15 protein-coding genes are annotated in these 16,626 nt (G+C 64.4%); 2 read left to right on the top strand and 13 right to left on the bottom strand.

Annotated features, from left to right (window positions below):
- Nucleotides 1-6: 6 nt before the first annotated feature.
- The 7 genes from mgrA to LB572_RS14380 form a co-directional block, all read right to left on the bottom strand.
- Entirely contained in the window at nt 7-1,053 is a 1,047-nt protein-coding gene (gene mgrA / locus LB572_RS14410) for an L-glyceraldehyde 3-phosphate reductase (protein ID WP_224668177.1), read from the bottom strand.
- 112 nt (nt 1,054-1,165) lie between these two features.
- Complete coding sequence (locus LB572_RS14405; protein WP_224668176.1) at nt 1,166-2,308, bottom strand: Gfo/Idh/MocA family protein; 1,143 nt, start codon at nt 2,306-2,308, stop codon at nt 1,166-1,168.
- A gap of 5 nt (nt 2,309-2,313) precedes the next feature.
- Nucleotides 2,314-3,066: a sugar phosphate isomerase/epimerase family protein gene (locus LB572_RS14400; RefSeq protein ID WP_140803342.1), complete on the bottom strand. Its 753-nt coding sequence runs from the start codon at nt 3,064-3,066 to the stop codon at nt 2,314-2,316.
- 31 nt (nt 3,067-3,097) lie between these two features.
- Nucleotides 3,098-4,198: an ABC transporter ATP-binding protein gene (locus LB572_RS14395; protein WP_224668235.1), complete on the bottom strand. Its 1,101-nt coding sequence runs from the start codon at nt 4,196-4,198 to the stop codon at nt 3,098-3,100.
- A 2-nt stretch (nt 4,199-4,200) separates the two neighbouring features.
- Nucleotides 4,201-5,133, bottom strand: a complete 933-nt coding sequence (locus tag LB572_RS14390; protein ID WP_140803343.1) for a carbohydrate ABC transporter permease — start codon at nt 5,131-5,133, stop codon at nt 4,201-4,203.
- Nucleotides 5,126-6,019 (bottom strand): carbohydrate ABC transporter permease, encoded by an 894-nt coding sequence (locus tag LB572_RS14385; RefSeq protein WP_224668175.1) that lies wholly within the window; start codon nt 6,017-6,019, stop codon nt 5,126-5,128. Before LB572_RS14385 ends, LB572_RS14390 begins: the two co-directional genes overlap by 8 nt.
- Before the next feature lie 85 nt (nt 6,020-6,104).
- The gene (locus LB572_RS14380; RefSeq protein WP_140803345.1) at nt 6,105-7,343 is read right to left on the bottom strand and encodes an ABC transporter substrate-binding protein; all 1,239 of its coding nucleotides are present in this window, start codon (nt 7,341-7,343) and stop codon (nt 6,105-6,107) included.
- Between the two features lie 386 nt (nt 7,344-7,729).
- Here LB572_RS14380 and LB572_RS14375 point away from each other — a divergent pair, with 386 nt between their 5' ends.
- Nucleotides 7,730-8,776 carry a LacI family transcriptional regulator gene (locus LB572_RS14375; RefSeq protein ID WP_224668174.1) on the top strand — a complete coding sequence of 349 codons (1,047 nt, stop codon included), beginning with the start codon at nt 7,730-7,732 and terminating at the stop codon, nt 8,774-8,776.
- A 240-nt stretch (nt 8,777-9,016) separates the two neighbouring features.
- On the opposite strand, the gene gndA is transcribed toward LB572_RS14375, so the two are convergent.
- The 6 genes from gndA to LB572_RS14345 form a co-directional block, all read right to left on the bottom strand.
- Entirely contained in the window at nt 9,017-10,441 is a 1,425-nt protein-coding gene (gndA, locus tag LB572_RS14370; protein ID WP_224668173.1) for an NADP-dependent phosphogluconate dehydrogenase, read from the bottom strand.
- Between the two features lie 152 nt (nt 10,442-10,593).
- Nucleotides 10,594-12,222: a copper resistance CopC/CopD family protein gene (locus LB572_RS14365; protein WP_224668172.1), complete on the bottom strand. Its 1,629-nt coding sequence runs from the start codon at nt 12,220-12,222 to the stop codon at nt 10,594-10,596.
- A 52-nt stretch (nt 12,223-12,274) separates the two neighbouring features.
- The gene (locus LB572_RS14360) at nt 12,275-12,793 is read right to left on the bottom strand and encodes a YcnI family protein (protein WP_224668171.1); all 519 of its coding nucleotides are present in this window, start codon (nt 12,791-12,793) and stop codon (nt 12,275-12,277) included.
- A 30-nt stretch (nt 12,794-12,823) separates the two neighbouring features.
- A complete protein-coding gene (locus LB572_RS14355; RefSeq protein WP_224668170.1) occupies nt 12,824-13,375 on the bottom strand; it encodes a copper chaperone PCu(A)C in 552 nt (183 codons plus the stop codon).
- A gap of 89 nt (nt 13,376-13,464) precedes the next feature.
- Nucleotides 13,465-13,812, bottom strand: a complete 348-nt coding sequence (locus LB572_RS14350) for a hypothetical protein (RefSeq protein ID WP_140803351.1) — start codon at nt 13,810-13,812, stop codon at nt 13,465-13,467.
- Nucleotides 13,813-13,956: 144 nt separating this feature from the next.
- Nucleotides 13,957-14,859, bottom strand: a complete 903-nt coding sequence (locus tag LB572_RS14345; RefSeq protein ID WP_140803352.1) for a GntR family transcriptional regulator — start codon at nt 14,857-14,859, stop codon at nt 13,957-13,959.
- A gap of 255 nt (nt 14,860-15,114) precedes the next feature.
- Here LB572_RS14345 and LB572_RS14340 point away from each other — a divergent pair, with 255 nt between their 5' ends.
- Nucleotides 15,115-16,620 carry a UxaA family hydrolase gene (locus tag LB572_RS14340; RefSeq protein ID WP_224668169.1) on the top strand — a complete coding sequence of 502 codons (1,506 nt, stop codon included), beginning with the start codon at nt 15,115-15,117 and terminating at the stop codon, nt 16,618-16,620.
- Nucleotides 16,621-16,626 lie beyond the last annotated feature (6 nt).

Here is a 16,626-nt window from a genome sequence, read left to right as displayed (position 1 = left end):
TAATCGCTACTTGCGCGGCGGCCCCTTGCGCTCGGCCGAGGCGGCCCAGAGGTTGATGTCGGACTCGCGCGCATAGGTGTCGATCTCGGCGAGCTCGGCATCGGAGAACTCCAGCGCCTTGAGCGCCCCGACGCAATCCTCGACCTGTTCCGGCCGGCTGGCGCCGATCAGCGCCGTGGTCACGCGGCCCTTGCGCAGCACCCAGGCCAGCGCCATCTGCGCCAGCGTCTGGCCGCGGCGGCCGGCAATGGCGTTGAGCGCATTGATATTGGCGATCGACTTGTCGTTGATGAAGGCTGGCTTGAGCGACTTGCCCTGGCTGGCGCGGCTGCCTTCGGGAATGCCGCCGAGATATTTGTCGGTCAGCATGCCCTGCGCCAGCGGCGAGAACACGATCGAGCCGATGCCGAGCCCCTCCAGCGTGTCGAGCAGCCCGTCCTCCTCGACCCAGCGGTTGAGCATGGAATAGCTCGGCTGGTGGATCAGGCAGGGCGTGCCGAGCTGCCGTAATATGTCGGCCGCCTCGCGCGTGCGCTGCGAATTGTAGGACGAGATGCCGGCATAGAGCGCCTTGCCCGAGCGCACCGCGTGGTCGAGCGCGCCCATCGTTTCTTCGAGCGGCGTCTCGGGATCGAAACGGTGCGAATAGAAGATGTCGACATAGTCGAGCCCCATGCGCTTGAGGCTCTGGTCGAGGCTCGCCAGCACATATTTGCGGCTGCCCCATTCGCCGTACGGACCGGCCCACATCTCGTAGCCGGCCTTGGTCGAGATGATCAGCTCGTCGCGGTAAGGGGCAAAATCGGTGCGCAGGATTTCGCCGAAGGCGGTTTCCGCCGAACCGGGCGGCGGGCCGTAATTGTTGGCGAGGTCGAAATGCGTGATGCCGAGGTCGAACGCCTTGCGCACGAGCGCCTGTTTGGTCCGGTGCGGCGTGTCGTTGCCGAAATTGTGCCACAGCCCGAGCGAGATCGCCGGCAGCTTCAGGCCGGAGCGCCCGCAGCGGTTATAGATCATTGTCTCGTAGCGGTTTTCGGCGGCGACATAGGGCATGGGAAAATCCTCGGGCTCGACACGGCGCCCGCGGGCGCCGTCAATGCGGATTGAAGCGATGCTTGTCCAACCCTTACCCTCTCCCCGCCGAAACGGGGAGAGGGGTTGCCATCTAGTTTTTCTTCGCCAGCAGCGCCTTCGCGTTCTTGACGCCGAGCGCGGCCGGCCGTTCGCAGGTCGTCTGCATGGCGACATATTTGCCGCTTTCGCCCGAACGCAGGATACCGGTCATCACATCGACGGCGTGCAGCGCCAGCTCCATCGAGCAGCGATGCGGCCGCCCCTCGGCGATCGCGATCGCCATGTCGGCAAGGCCGGCGGTGCGGTAATTGGCCATCATGCCATGGCCATGCGTCTCGTTCGGCACGCCGAACGGGTGGTTCCATTTCGGCAGTTTCTTCACCGGCTTGGCCGAGTCCGTGAAGCGCACTTCGCCGCCGAAGAAATTGGGATCCGGCACGAAGACGGTGCCCAATTCGCCATAGAGCTCCATCGGCGCGTGGCCGTGGTTCCAGACGTCCCAGGAGGTGTTGAGCGTGATCACCGCGCCGTTGGCGAATTCGAGCAGCGCATGGATGGTGGTCGGCGTGTTGACCGGGATCTTTTCGCCCGCGCGCGGCTTCGACGAGATCGTCCGCTCCTTGGCCGGCGTCGTGGCGAAGGCCGCGACCTGCTTCACCGGCCCGATCAGCTGGATCAGGTTGGTGACGTAATACGGCCCGATGTCCAGCACCGGACCAGCGCCCGGCTGGAAAAAGAAATCCGGGTTGGGGTGCCAGTGCTCCATGCCGTGGCCCATCACATGGCAGGTGCCGCTGGTGATGGCGCCGAGCTTGCCGCTGTCGATCAGCTCGCGCACCAGCTGGTGCGCGCCACCGAGGAACGTGTCCGGCGCCGAGCCGATGCGCAGGCCTTTCTTCTCGGCTCGGTTTTTGAGATCGAGCCCTTCCTTAATCGACAGCACGAAGGGTTTTTCCGAATAGACGTGCTTGCCGGCGTCGAGCACCGCTTTCGACACTTCATAATGCACGGCCGGGATCGTCAGGTTGACGATGATGTCGATCTCGTCGTCCTTGAGGAGGTCGTCGACCGTCTCGGCGCGCAGCTTGAACTCCTTTGCCCGCGCCTTCGCCGCGTCCATGTTGATATCCGCGCAGGCGCGCATCTTGATGCCGCGGAACAGCGGCGCCAACGAGAAATACGCCTTCGAGATGTTGCCGCAGCCGATGACGCCGACGCCAAGTTTGTCTGCCATTTCGATTACTCCTGCCAGCTCTTGGCTGCCGCGATCGAGCGACGGGCATAACGCTCGATGTCGTTGGGATTGTCCTGTTCCATGATGAAATACTGCGCCGCGCTCTTGGCGCGCAATGTCTTGAACAAGCCCGCCCAGTCGATCGTGCCGTGGCCGACGTCGGACCAGCCGTCCTCGTCCAGCCCCTCGCCCGGCTTGGCCATATCCTTGACATGCACGGCGCTGATGCGCTTGCCGTGCTTTTCGATCCAGGGCAGCGGATCGGCGCCGCCGCGGATCACCCAGGCGACATCCATTTCCCAGCCGATGTCGGGCGCGGCGGACAGGATATGATCCTGCGGCAGCGAGCCGTCGGCGAGCGCCTTGAACTCGAAATCGTGGTTGTGCCAGGCAAAGCCGTAGCCGAGCTTCTTCGCGGTCTCGCCGACCTTGGCGAGACGTTCGCCGAAGCCGCGCCAGCCGGCGGCGTCGGACGGGCGCTGGTCGGGCATCAGATAGGGGCAGACCAGCAGCGTGATGCCGAGCGCGTCGGCGATCTTGCGCACGCCGTCGAAATCGTTTTCCAGCGCGTCGATCGAGAAATGCCCGGTCGGCATCGCAAGCCCGTTCTTGTCGAGCTCGGCGCGGAAGGCCTTCGGGTCGTCATAGACGCCGCCAAAGCCTTCGACTTGGCTGTAGCCGAGCTCGCCAAGCATTTTCACCACGCCGTTCCATGGCTGGAAATTGCGGGCGCTGTAGAGTTGGAATGACCAGTTCATCTGTCCTGTCCGTTCTGTTGGTCCTGGGAGGTTAAATTCGGTTGCCGGTTTGAGCGTCGAACAGCGAGGCGCGCAGCGGATCGAAGCCGATGCTGACCGTATCCCCGTTTTTCGGCGTGCGTTCGGAGGTGACGCGCACGGTGAAGTTCTGTTGACCGAGCTTCAGCCACACCAGCGTGTCGGAACCCATCGGCTCGACGACCTCGACATTGGCCGTCGCGGTGAAGGGCCAGCCCGTGCCGCTGTTGAAGGCGACATGCTCGGGCCGGATGCCGAACACGGCTGGACCCGGCGTCGGCTCCTTCTCGAAGCCATAGGTTGCCAGCGGGATGCGCAAACCATCGACGGCAAAGTGCCAGTCGCCGCTGTCTTTCTCTAGCCTGCCGTCGATGAAATTCATCGCCGGCGAGCCGAGGAAACCGGCGACGAAGCGGTTGACGGGGCGGTTGTAGATCGTCTGTGGCGCGTCGAGTTGCTGGATCACCCCGCCCTTCATCACCGCGATACGGTCGGCCAGCGTCATCGCCTCGATCTGATCGTGGGTGACGTAGATCATGGTGTTCTCGAGCTTGCGATGCAGAAGCTTGATCTCGACGCGCAGCTCCGAGCGCAGCTTGGCGTCGAGGTTGGAGAGCGGCTCGTCGAACAGGAAGACATCGACGTCGCGCACCAATGCGCGCCCGATCGCCACGCGCTGGCGCTGGCCGCCGGACAGCGCCGAGGGCTTCCTTTGCAGCAGCGGCTCGATCTGCAGGATCTCCGCGGCGCGCGCGATGCGTTTGGCGATCTCGTCCTTCGCCACGCCGGCGACGCGCAGGCCGAAGGAAAGGTTCCTCTCCACCGTCATCTGCGGATAGAGCGCGTAGGACTGGAACACCATGCCGATGCCGCGGTCCTTCGGTTCCTCCCAGGTGACATTCTTGCCCTTGATGAAGATGCGCCCGTCCGAAATGTCGAGCAGCCCGGCGATGCAGTTGAGCAAGGTCGACTTGCCGCAGCCGGACGGACCGAGCAGCACGATGAACTCGCCGTCGGCGACATCCAGGTTGAGCGTCTGCAGCACCGAGACGGCGCCGAAATTGAGCGACAGGTCCTGGATCGAAACGCTGGGGCTAGCGATTTCAGCTTCCATCATCATCCTTTCACCGCGCCGGCGGCAATGCCGCGCACGAAGAGCTTGCCGGAAATGAAGTAGACGATGAGCGGAACCAGCCCGGTCAGGATGGTTGCGGCCATGTTGACGTTGTATTCCTTCACCCCCTGGACCGAGTTGACGATGTTGTTGAGCTGCACCGTCATCGGGTAGGTGTCGGGGCGCGTGTAGACGACGCCGAACAGGAAGTCGTTCCAGATGCCGGTCACCTGCAGGATGATGGCGACGACGAAGATCGGCAGCGACATCGGCAGCATGATGCGCAGATAGATGCCCCAGAAGCCGGCGCCGTCGACGCGCGCGGCGCGGAACAGCTCCTCCGGCATCGAGGTGAAGTAGTTGCGGAACAAGAGCGTCAGGATCGGCATGCCGAAGATCGAATGCACGATCACCAGCCCGGTCAACGTGCCGTAGATGCCGATCTCGCGCAGGATGATGACGATCGGATAGATCATCACCTGATAGGGGATGAAGGCGCCGACGATCAGGATGATGAAGAAGGTGTCGGCGCCCTTGAAGCGCCAGTTGGCCAGGGCATAGCCGTTCACCGAGGCGATCGCGATCGAGAGCAACACCGACGGCACTGTGATGCGCACCGAATTCCAGAAGCCGCGCGAGAGCCCGTCGCAGTTGAGTCCGGTGCAGGCGGTGGCCCAGGCTTTGACCCAGGGTTCGAAGGTGATCTCCATCGGCGGCGAGAAGATGTTGCCGAGGCGGATTTCCGGCATGCCCTTCAACGACGTGACGACCATGACGTAGAGCGGCAGCAGGTAATAGAGCGCCACGACGATCAGCGTGCCGTAGAGGAAGATGTTGCGGCGCGACAGCACGTGCCGCGGCTTCGGCCCGCTCGGGCCGGAGGCATCGCGCCTGAGCGCCTCGGCGCCGCTGGACAGGGAGGCGACGTCAACCACGCTTGCGGCCTCCGAATTCGAGATAGGCCCATGGCACGATGACGATCATCACCGACAGCAGCATCATGGTCGAGGCGGCGAAACCCTGGCCGAGATTCTGGGCAAAGAACATGTAGTCGTAGACATATTTCGCCGGCACTTCCGAGGCGATGCCGGGGCCGCCGCTGGTCTGCGCCACGACCAGGTCGTAGACCTTGACGATACCGGCCGCGATGATCACCAGCGTGGTGATGAAGACCGGCCGCATCATCGGGATGACGACGAAGAGATAGGTCTTCCACGTCGGGATGCCGTCCACCCTCGCCGCCTTCCAGATGTCCTCGTCGATGCCGCGCAGGCCGGCGAGCATCAGGCACATGATGAGCCCCGTGCCTTGCCAGAGCGCGGCGATCGAGATGCCGTAGATGACGATGCTGGAATTGTAGAGCGGGTCGAAGCTGAAGCTCGTCCAGCCCAGGTCGCGCACGACGCGCTGGACGCCGAAATCCGGGTTGAGCAGCCATTGCCACACCAGCCCGGTGACGATGAAGGACAGCGCGAAGGGATAGAGGAAGATGGTGCGGAACGTGTCCTCGAAGCGGATCTTCTGGTCGAGAAGGGCTGCGAGCAGGAAACCGATGACCAGCGAGAACACCAGCGAGATGACGCCGTAGATCAAAAGGTTCTCGATCGATACCAGCCAGCGCGATGTCGACCAGAGCCGGTGATACTGGTCGAGCCCGACGAAGTTGAGCCGCGGCAACAGCTTCGAATTGGTGAAGGAATAGAGCACCGTCCACGCCGTGCCGCCGACGAACACCACCAGCGCGGTGAGAACCATCGGAATCGATGCGACCTTGGCGTTCAGGTTGCGGAAAAGCTTACTCGGGCGTTCGCTGTTGCTCATCTCGGCAGCCGGGCTGGGACAATGAGGGCGTCACGCTCCCGACGCCCGATAGGCTGGGGCCGGGAGCCGGCGGGGGCGCCGTTCGTCAGTCCGCCGAACCGATGATCTCGGCGAAGCGCTTCTGCGCCTCTTCCACGGTCATGTCGGGCTTGGCGAAGAACTCGGAGAACAGGTCTTCCTTCTGTTTCTGGGTGTCCTGCGAAAGCAGCTGGTCCGTCCACGGAATGACGGCGCCCTTGGCAAGGATGGCGAGACCCTTCTTCATGCAGTCATTGGCCGTGTCGAGGTCGACGTCGCCACGTACCGGCAGAGAACCCTTCTTGAGATTGAAGGCGACCTGGGTCTTCGGATCGAGCAGTGTCTCGGCCAGGACTTCCTGCGCCTTGGCCTTGTCGGCATCCTTGAGCAGCGGGAAGTAGAAGGCGTCGCCGCCGGTGGCGATGACTTCGTTCAAGCCAAGGCCGGGCAGGCAGGTATAGTCCTTGCCGGCGGTCTTGCCGGCGACCTGGAATTCGCCCTGCGCCCAGTCGCCCATTATCTGGCCGCCGGCCTTTCCGGTGATGACCAGATTGGTCGCCTGGTTCCAGTCCTGCACATTGGTGTTCTTGGCCATCTTGCGGGCATCGTCCGCCGCCTTGAACACCTTGGCGATCTCAGGGCCGGCCGCGAAGGTGGCGTCCTTGTCCTTGTAGACCTTGAGGAACGTGTCCGTGCCGCCGACAGCGGCCATCAGCACGTCGAAGGCACCCGAGGCCTGCCAGGCTTGTCCGCCGACGGCAAGCGGAATGATGCCGGCCTTCTCCAGCGCCGGAGCGGCGGCCACGAATTCGTTCCAGTCCTTCGGCAGCGGCACGCCGGCCTTCTGGAAGGCTTCGTTCGACAGCCACAGCCACTGCCAGGAGTGGATATTGACGGGCACGCAGTAGATCTTGCCGTCGATGGTGCAGCTATCGAGTAGGCTCTTCGGCCGCACGACTTCCGTCCACTTGCCCTTGGTGGCGATGTCGGTGAGGTCGCGCATCAGCCCGGCCTGCACCAGTTCCTCGGCCTGGCGGCCGTGGTTGAACTGGGTGGCGCCCATCGGATCGCCACCGGTGATGCGGCTGATCATGATCGGCCGCGCCGTGCCGCCGGAGCCGGCGATGGCGCCGTCGACCCAGTGATTGCCCGTCGCGTCGAATGCCTTGGCAAGCTCGGCCACCGCCGCCGCCTCGCCGCCGGAAGTCCACCAATGGGTGACTTCCAGGTCGGTCGCGGCCGCCGGACCGGCGAAGTTGAGCGCAACCGTCGCGGCAAATGCAGCGGTCAGAAATTTGTATCGCATTTCGGCTTCCTACCAGAATCTGAAACGTTACAGATTTTCGATACGGCAAATGATCCGCATAGGCAACCCCTCGCTTTGAAGCCGGTCGAGATTTTTTCGAGACATGGACAAAATCTTTCTCTCAAAGGGGCAATGTCAATGTCAAAGCGGCTGATCTCCGTCGAAACTGGCCCAAAATCGATATTTCCTTGTGATTCCAGGGGTTTTCGGTCCACCTCCACGCCCGGACCGCAAAGGTCGCGACCGTGCCGGTTAATCACGAAGATTGGCAATCTGTAACGTTTCAGTATATTGAACCAGGCCGCAGGCCAAGGGTCGCGCAATTGTCAACGCCGCACGATTGCCGGCCGACCCTGCGGCTGCTATGCGGCTGACGGGCGGGACGAATGGATAGACGGGTACCGAAGAAGGGCGACGATGATGCGTCGGGCAAGGAGCGGCCGACGCTGAAGACGCTTGCCTTCATGACCGGGCTTGGCGTCACGACGGTCTCGCGCGCGCTGAAGGATGCGCCCGAGATCGGCGCCGAGACCAGGCGCCGCGTCCAGCTCGTCGCCAAGCAGATCGGCTATCGTCCGAACCGCGCCGGCGTACGCTTGAGGACCGGCAAGACCAACGTCATCTCGCTCGTCCTGAACACCGAGCACGAGCTGATGAGCTTCGTCTCGGACATCATCTACGGCGTCACCGAGGTGATCGCCGACACGCCTTACCACTTGATCGTCACGCCCTATTCGCGCTCGCAGGATCCGCTCGACCCGGTGCGCTATCTGGTCGAGACGGGTTCGGCCGACGGCGTCATCATCTCGCGCACCCAGCCCAACGATCCGCGGGCGCGCTACATGCTGGAGCGCGGCATTCCCTTCGCCACGCACGGCCGCACCGACATGGGCCTGGTGCATCCCTATCACGACTTCGACAATTACGCCTTCGCCGGCGAAGCCGTGCGCTATCTCGCCGGCAGGGGCCGTAGCCGGCTGGCGCTTGTCACCCCGCCGGTCGGCCTCACCTATTACGGCCATACGGTGAACGGCTTTGCCGATGCGCTGAGCGAAGTGGGCGCCAGCGAAGTGCCGTTCAACACCGTCTCCATCGACCAGTCGATCGAGCAGATCAGGACGCGGACCGCGCAGTTGATGCGGCGCAAGGACCGGCCGGACGGTTTCGTCAGCAGCGCCGCCGCCGCGACGCTCGCCATCGTCGCCGGCATCGAGGACGCCGGGCTGAAGCTCGGCCGCGACGTCGACGTTGTGTCGAAACAGTCCTCGGAACTGCTGCATCTGTTCCGGCGCGAGCTGCTCGTCGTCAACGAGAACTTCCGGCTGGCAGGCTCCGAGCTTGCCCGGGCCGTGCTCGGCTGGATCGGCGGCGCCGACCCAGGTTCGTTGCAGTCGCTCAGCACGCCGAGCGAGGTTCTGCCCTATCGGGGTTAGCTCTGGTTCTCAGCTTCGTCATCCACGGGCGGAGCGGGAGCGAAGCGGACGCGCAGACCCGAGGATCCATTCCGTGAATTCCGAGAGCTGCAGCGATGCAGACAAGGCGCTATCGGAGCGCTTTTCTGGACCGCTGCATTCCATGGCGGACGTCACGGCATGGATCCTCAGGTCTGCGCCGCGTCGCTTCGCTCCTTGCTTCGCCCGTGGATGACGACGGGAGAGCCGTCTGAGCCGAACCTAAGCGGCGCCACTCCCCCAGGGTCCGTGAAACGCCCCCTCTTCCCCGATGCGCTCAAAACCATGCGCGCCGAAGAAATCGCGCTGCGCCTGGATGAGGTTCGAGGTGCCGCGTCCCTGGCGGTAGCTGTCGAAATAGGCGAGCGCCGAGGACAGCGCCGGCACCGGCGAGCCGGCCTCGGAGGCGCGCGCCACGATGCGCCTCAGCGACGGATGCGCTTCCTTCATCATGGCGATGAAGGCCGGCGCCATCAGGAGGTTGGTGGAAGCGCTCCCCGAGCCGAAGGCTTCGGCCATCGTGTCCAGCATCTGCGAGCGGATGATGCAGCCGGCGCGCCAGATCTTGGCGATGGTCGGCATCGGCAGGTTCCAGTTGAACTCCTTGGATGCGCCACTCATCACGGCAAAACCCTGCGCATAAGCCGCGATCTTGCCGGCGAACAAGGCCAGCTCCAGGTCCTTGAGCAGCGCGGCCTTGTCGCCGGCGATCTTCTCGACACCGATATTGCCGTAGGCCTTTTCCGCCGCCTGCCGCTCGTCCTTGATCGAGGAAAGCACGCGCGCCGCGACCGCCGCCTCGATCGCCGTCGCCGGAATGCCGAGCCGCTGCGCCTCGATCACCGACCATTTACCGGTGCCCTTCTGCCCGGCACGGTCGAGGATGATGTCGACCACCGGCTTGCCGGTCTTCGGGTCGTCGGCGGCCAGCACTTTGGCGGTGATCTCGATCAGGTAGGAGTTGAGCCGGCCCTTGTTCCATTCCTCGAAGACCTTGCCGATCTCCTGGGGCGCCATGCCGAGCCCGTCGCGCAATATGCCGTAGATCTCGGCGATCATCTGCATGTCGGCATATTCGATGCCGTTGTGGATGGTCTTGACGAAATGGCCGGCGCCGTCAGTGCCGAGCCAGGCGGCGCAAGGCTCGTCCTTGAACTTGGCCGAGATGGCCGTCAGCACCTTCTCGACCCGCTTCCAGGACTCTTCGGTGCCGCCGACCATGATCGACGGGCCATGGCGCGCGCCTTCCTCGCCGCCCGAAACGCCCATGCCGATGAAGGTCAGGCCCGAGCCGGACAGTTCCGAGAAGCGGCGCATCGTGTCGCGGAAATTGGCGTTGCCGGCATCGATGACGATGTCGTTGTTGGAGAGCACGCCGCGCAGCGCCGCGATCTGCTCGTCGACCGGCTTGCCGGCCAGCACCATGATGATGATCGGACGCGGCGGACGGATGGCGGCTGCGAGTTCCTCCAGGCTGTAGCAGGGAACGACCATGTCCCTCAGCGGACCGGCGCTCTCGACGAACGCGTCGGTGCGCGCCCTGGTGCGGTTGAAGACGGCGATGCGGTGGCCGTGCTCGGCGATGTTGAGCGTGAGGTTGGAACCCATCGTGCCAAGGCCGATCAGGCCGATTTCGGCTTTTTCCATCGTTTCTTCCCTGCTTCGGATCTTTTGTTGAAGGCGGCATTCTGGAGAACGCCTTTCCCAGATGAATGACGGGCCGAGGCGACGGCGTCAACCGTCTCGCCGAATTGTGTCAGGCGGCGGCAGATCGGATTGGGGCCGGCATCGCCGGAATCTCATTCGCCACGGATTTCGATCGGAGCCTCGACCTTCACCAAATCAAAATCCGAAACGAGGATGTCGAGCCGGGCGTTCCAGCGCCCAGGAATTGGAATGAGGAGATTGTCGACGCGCCAGGTGCCGTCGCCCGGCTTGGTCGCCCGCCGCTTGATCGGCTCGATGCCGGAATCCGGCTTCGACAGCACCAGCGTCACCTCCTTGGCGTCGAGCGGGCCGAAATCGCCGGTCATGATCACCATCGAAGCCGCGACCTCGCCGGCATGTCCGGGCGTGATGCTCAAATCGGCCATCGCCTTCAGCGTGTGGATGTGGATCGACACCGGCTGCGCGGCGGCGATCGCCAGCGCGCGCGGCGGCGGGGTAAAGCGCCAGCCGGCAGCGACGCCGAAGATGGCGAGCACGATGGCCACCTCGATACCGATCGAACGAACCAGCCGTCGCTGCACTTCCGTGTCGCCTGCCTCGGCGGGCGCGGTCAACGTCCAGCGATTGACCGCGGCAAGCGTGAACAGGAAAAGCAGCAGAGCCAGCTTCAAGAGCAGCAGCCGGCCATAGGACGTGTCGATCAATGCGGCCGGCCACTCAACCTGGATGATCGCCAGGACGATGCCGCTTGCGGCAAGCACGATGACGACCGGCAGGATCGCGCGGGAGAAGCGGCGCAGAAAGACTTTTGCTTCCGCCGGCTCCCGCCGCAATGCCAGACCGAGCGGCGCCAGCGAACCGGCCCAGAAGGCGATTGCGGCCCCGTGCAGGAACACAAGCGGCCGCGTCAGCCATTGCGGTTCGGCGGCGCTGGCGTGACCGCTGGCGGCAAGCGCGCCGCCGACACCGAGCAGTGCTGCGCTTGCCGACAGCTTGCGAAGACCTGACGGCCCGGCAAGCGACAGCAGCGCGAGACCAAGCGCGATCAGGCCGATCAGCACCGTCCAGACGTAGCTCGTCTCCAGCGCGGTCTTCCAGACCGTCGGCGCCGCAAACCGGGCAAGCGGCGCGCCAAGCCCATCCAGCCCCTGCAGGCCGAGCGACAACGGCGCGCCGACGAGACCGAGAAGCAGTGCCGCGGCGACAAAGCGCTGGCCGCAGCGCCGGTCCTCGGCCAGCCAGGCGAGCGCGAATGCGCCGCCGACGCCGAGAAAGAGGCCGGCATAAAGAAGCAGCCTGGCCGCCCAGATCGCCGCGCGCAGCGTCCAGTCGACGGCTTCGCCCGCCACCGGCGCGGCGCTTGGCGCGCCAATGGAAAACAGCGCCGAACCGGCGACCGGATGGCCATCGACCGACACCACCCGCCAACTCAGCACATGCGTGCCGGATTTGAGCGTTTCGGGATTGTCGATCTCGACCGTCTGGTCCTTGAGACGGAAGGATGTCAGCGCAAGTTGCGAGCCGTCCGGCCGCACAAGCCTCAGAACCAGCGGCGAGACGGGCTCGCTGAAGGTGAGCGAAAATTGCGCCGGACTTTGCGTGAGCACCGTGCCGTCGGCCGGATCGGTCGCGACCAGCGCCGCATGCGCGAAAGCGCGGCCGGGCATGGCCAAGACCGCCATCGCCACGAGCACTGCCGCCAGCCAGGCAAGCGGGCCGGTATGCGGGCGGATCGTCGAGGAAGACTGTGCTGCGTTCATGCCGTCGTAACAGGAGATGGTGGCGCGCCCCGATGGAGCGCGCCAACAAAGATCATTTCTTCGGCAGCAATTTGATGCCGGGCGCCGGAGTTTCCACGGCGTCCTCATCCTGGCCTGCCGCCGGGATCTCGATCCAGCGATCGGTGGCGTCGCCGCACTCCTGCACCACCGGGAAATAGAGCATTTGGCCGGCCGGCAGATCGGCCGCCAGCGAGGCGCGGAAGACGAACTCGTCGTAGAACTCGTCGGGCAGGTTGCCGCCGCTCCAGTCGACTTCCTTGACGCCGGTGGTCAGCGTCTCGCCGTAGAGCTGGTAGGATTTCTCATACTTGCCCTTCTTGGTCTGCAGCGTCCAGCCGGGCTTGGGCATCGGCTTCACCGCGATGACGCCTTCGGGGATCTGCACGCGCACGGCGGTCGTCGCCTTGCCCTCGCAGCCATGCGGCACGCGCAACACGGCCTTGTAGGTGGAGCCGACAGCCGCTTCCTGCGTTTCGAGCGTGATGTGGGCGAACGCGGCATTGGTTCCGAGCGCGCAAACCACGCCGGCCGCCAAAAGATACTTCTTCATGAATTGTCCCTCTGATTTTGAATTGGCGGATTACTCGGCGTGATCCATGTCCATATCGTCGCTGCCGGTCTCGCCCATGCCTTCGACGACAAACTCGACCTTGACGCTGCCTGCCTTCTCGAAGGTTAGTGTCGCCGGGAATTTCTCGCCCTGCTTCGGCTGCCGCTTCAGGCCGGTGAACATCAAATGATAGGCGCCCGGCTTCAGAGCGACCTTGCCGCCGGCCGGGATCTCCAGCCCGCCCTCGACCGGCCGCATGGTCATGACGCCGTCCTTGACGCCCATCTCATGCAACTCGGCCTTGTCGGAGATGTCGGAGGAAATCGACAGCAGCCGGTCCGGCGCGCTGCCCTTGTTGATCACGGTGAAGTAGCCGCCGGCCACCTTGGCGCCGGGCGGCGTCGCCCGCGACCAGGGGTGCTCGATCTCGATATCGCCGACCTTGAATTCGTGCGCGATGGCCGCTGGAATGCAGGCAAGCAGGAGAAGAAGAACGCACAATGCAAGGCTGAGACGTTGCAGGCTGGGTAGCGGCGCGCCGCGAAGCGCGAAGGCTTGCGGCTTGGGAAGAAGATTGGACATGGTTGCTCCATGGATATGAGGATCGCGCCGCTTTGCGGCCGCGAGCGGTCTGATCTTTGGATGAATGCGCCCGCGAAAAGTTCCGCGGATCAGGCCGTTGCCGGCGGCGCGCGCGGATTGGCCGGAGAGCGGTCGCGGGCGAAATCCTGGTGCTGGAAGGCCGGAAGCTGGAAGGCGACCGCCTCGAAAAGCTGGGTTCCGGCCAGCGCGCCTGCTTCCGGCGGCGGCAGATGCGCCGGCGAAACCATGTTGCAGCCGAGCGAGCAGCAGGCCGGCATGTGTTGCTGGTGTTGATCGCCGCCGGGGAGCTTTACAGCGCCTTCATGCGTGCAGATGACGTTGCCGAAGGCGTCGAGCTGCGAAGGCGCGCCGAAGGCGAACGCACCGAGGGAGGACTGAAGCAATAGAAGCAGCGCCGCGACGAACGCGGCCGGCATGCTCCATCGTTTCAGCCTTATATCCAACGCAAAGCCTCTCCCGGAAACTTGATCGACCCTAACATGGACGATGCGGCCGGAAAATCGGCAAAACCGCGCTGCGGCAACGCGGCGCGATATCGGTCAAACGCGCAAATCCGCCTGTCAGGCAAGTTGCGCCTGCCGTCCTTCGGGAATCGAGCTCAGCAGCGTCAGGCGCGCCGACTTCAGGTGCTTGCGGCAGGCGGCGTCCACCTTGCCGGGATCGCGCGATTTGAGCGCCGCGATATAGGCGAGGTGCTCCTGCACCGCGACCTCGTTGCGCTGGCGTTCCTCGGCCTTGTTCCACTGATAGTGGTAGTGGAAGATCATCGCGATGACGTCGTAGAAGTCGACGATGAAGCGGTTGTGCGAGGCGCGGTGGATGAGCCGGTGGAAGCGCTCGTCGAGCTCGGAGAATTCGTTGAAACGGGTGGCGATTTCGCTGGCGAGCTGGCGGTGTTGGACCTCCAGCATGTCGAGGTCGACCCAGACCGCGCTGTCTTCCGGCAGCGCGGCGAAAGCCGCCGCCGAGCGCAATTCGAACATCTCGCGGATCTCGGTCAGCTCCAGCGCGAACGCTCGCGTGAAACCCTTCAGCACCCAGTGGCTGTTGCGCCGCTTCTCGATCAGCCCGAAGCGCGAGAAACGGATCAGGAATTCCCGCACGCTGGTGGTGCCGACGCCGATCTCGCGCGCCAGCTCGAGCTCGTTGATCTGCATGCCGGCCTCAGCGCCCTCGGCAAGCAGACGCCGCATGAAGGAGCGCTCGATGATCTCGGCCAGCGAGTCAGTCTCCTCCTCGGGAAAGAAATCCTCCGGCCGCGGCGCCCTGAGCACCGTCTTGTTGCGCTTGTTCCAGGCGATCAGCCCGGTTTCTTCCATGCGGGCAAGAATGCTGCGCACGGTGGTGCGGCTGACGCCGAGCAGCGTGCCGAGCTCCGGTTCCGAAGGCAGGCTCTTGGTTTCGTCGAGCAGCCGCAGGCAGCGGTTGAAAGCGTCCTTGTAGACGTTGTTGCTCTTCGACATGCCCCGTATCCCCCAACGCTTGCGGCGGCTGGCCGGAAACGCGATATGATCGGTCTTCCTAGCGCAAGCCTCCGAAAAGCGGAACGTTTTTCGCCGGCTTGCCAAACGGGCAGGCGCGGGCGTCTATAAGGCGCGCGCTACCCGCAGCGAAAAAACAATTGACGCAAAAATGTTTTTTCCCGATAAAAGACATTACCTTTAAACGGGCGCAAGTCAATCCGCCCGCCTCCCAGGAATCACCCAGGACAGCCGCCCGTGACCAGTGCAAACATCATCCTCCTCTCCCCCTCCGACAACGTCGCCGTTGCCAATGGCCGCATCGAGATCGGCACCGCATTGCCAGGCGGTGCCGAGGCGGTCGCGGCGATCGAGCCCGGCCACAAGGTGGCGATCAAGCCGATCGCCGCGGGCGAAGCGGTGGTGAAATACGCGCAGGCGATCGGCCGCGCCAGGCAAGCCATCGCGGCCGGCGAGCACGTCCATTCACACAATCTGGTCTTTGAGAGCGGCCGCCTGCCGGTGGTGCCGCCAAGCGAGGCCGAGCACGCCACCGAGGCAGACCGCAAGCGCACCTTCATGGGCTACCGCCGCGCCGACGGCCGCGCAGGCACGCGCAACTTCATCGGCATCGTCGCCAGCGTCAATTGTTCGGCCACCGTCTGCCACGCCATTGCCGACGAGGCCAACCGCACGATTCTGCCGAAATATCCCGGCATCGACGGCTTCGTGCCGATCGTCCATGGCCAAGGCTGCGGCATGAGCGGCACCGGTGACGGGATGATGGTTCTGCACCGCACGCTCGCCGGCTATGCGCGCCATCCGAATTTCGGCGGCGTGATGATGGTGGGGCTCGGCTGCGAGGTCAACCAGCTCACCCTTTACGGCCAGAAGGGCGTGGCGGCGGGAAAACGTCATTTCAACATCCAGGAGGCCGGTGGCTCGCGCAAATCGGTCGAGAAGGCGATGGGCGTGCTGACCGAGATCGCCGAGGAAGTCGGCCACCTCAAGCGCGAGCCCATCCCGGTCAGCGAGATCGTCGTCGGCCTGCAATGCGGCGGCTCGGACGGCATGTCGGGCATCACCGCTAACCCGGCGTTGGGCGCCGCTGTCGACATCCTGGCCGGCTGCGGCGGCATCGGCATCCTGTCGGAAACGACCGAGATCTACGGCGCCGAGCATCTGCTTGCCTATCGCGCCGCCTCGCCCGAGATCGCCGCCAAGCTCGACGGCTTCGTGAAATGGTGGGAGGAGCACACCGCCAAGCACGGCGCCTCGATCGACAACAATCCCTCGCCCGGCAACAAGCGCGGCGGCCTGACCACGATCCTCGAGAAGTCGCTGGGCGCGGTCGCCAAGGGCGGCCAGACGCCGCTCAACGGCGTCTTCGGCTATGCCGAGAAGGTTTCGGGCCACGGCCTGGTGTTCATGGACACGCCCGGCTACGACCCGGTCTCGGCCACCGGCCAGGTCGCCGGCGGCGCCAATGTCATCGTCTTCACCACAGGCCGCGGTTCCTGCTTCGGCTGCCGCCCGACGCCATCGATCAAGGTCGCCACCAACTCGACCATGTACCACCAGATGGAGGAGGACATGGACGTCAATTGCGGCGTCATCGCCTCGGGCGAGAAGACCATTGCCGGCATGGGCCGCGAGATCTTCGAACTGATCATCGATACGGCGTCCGGCCACAAGACCAAGAGCGAAGCGTTCGGCTACGGCGACAACGAATTCGTGCCCTGGCATCTCGGCGCGACGCTTTAGCCCGAC

Source organism: Mesorhizobium sp. BH1-1-5 (assembly GCF_020165615.1).
Lineage (GTDB): Bacteria > Pseudomonadota > Alphaproteobacteria > Rhizobiales > Rhizobiaceae > Mesorhizobium.
Note: the sequence above shows the minus strand (reverse complement) of the source record. Positions and strands in the feature narration are given on the sequence as shown.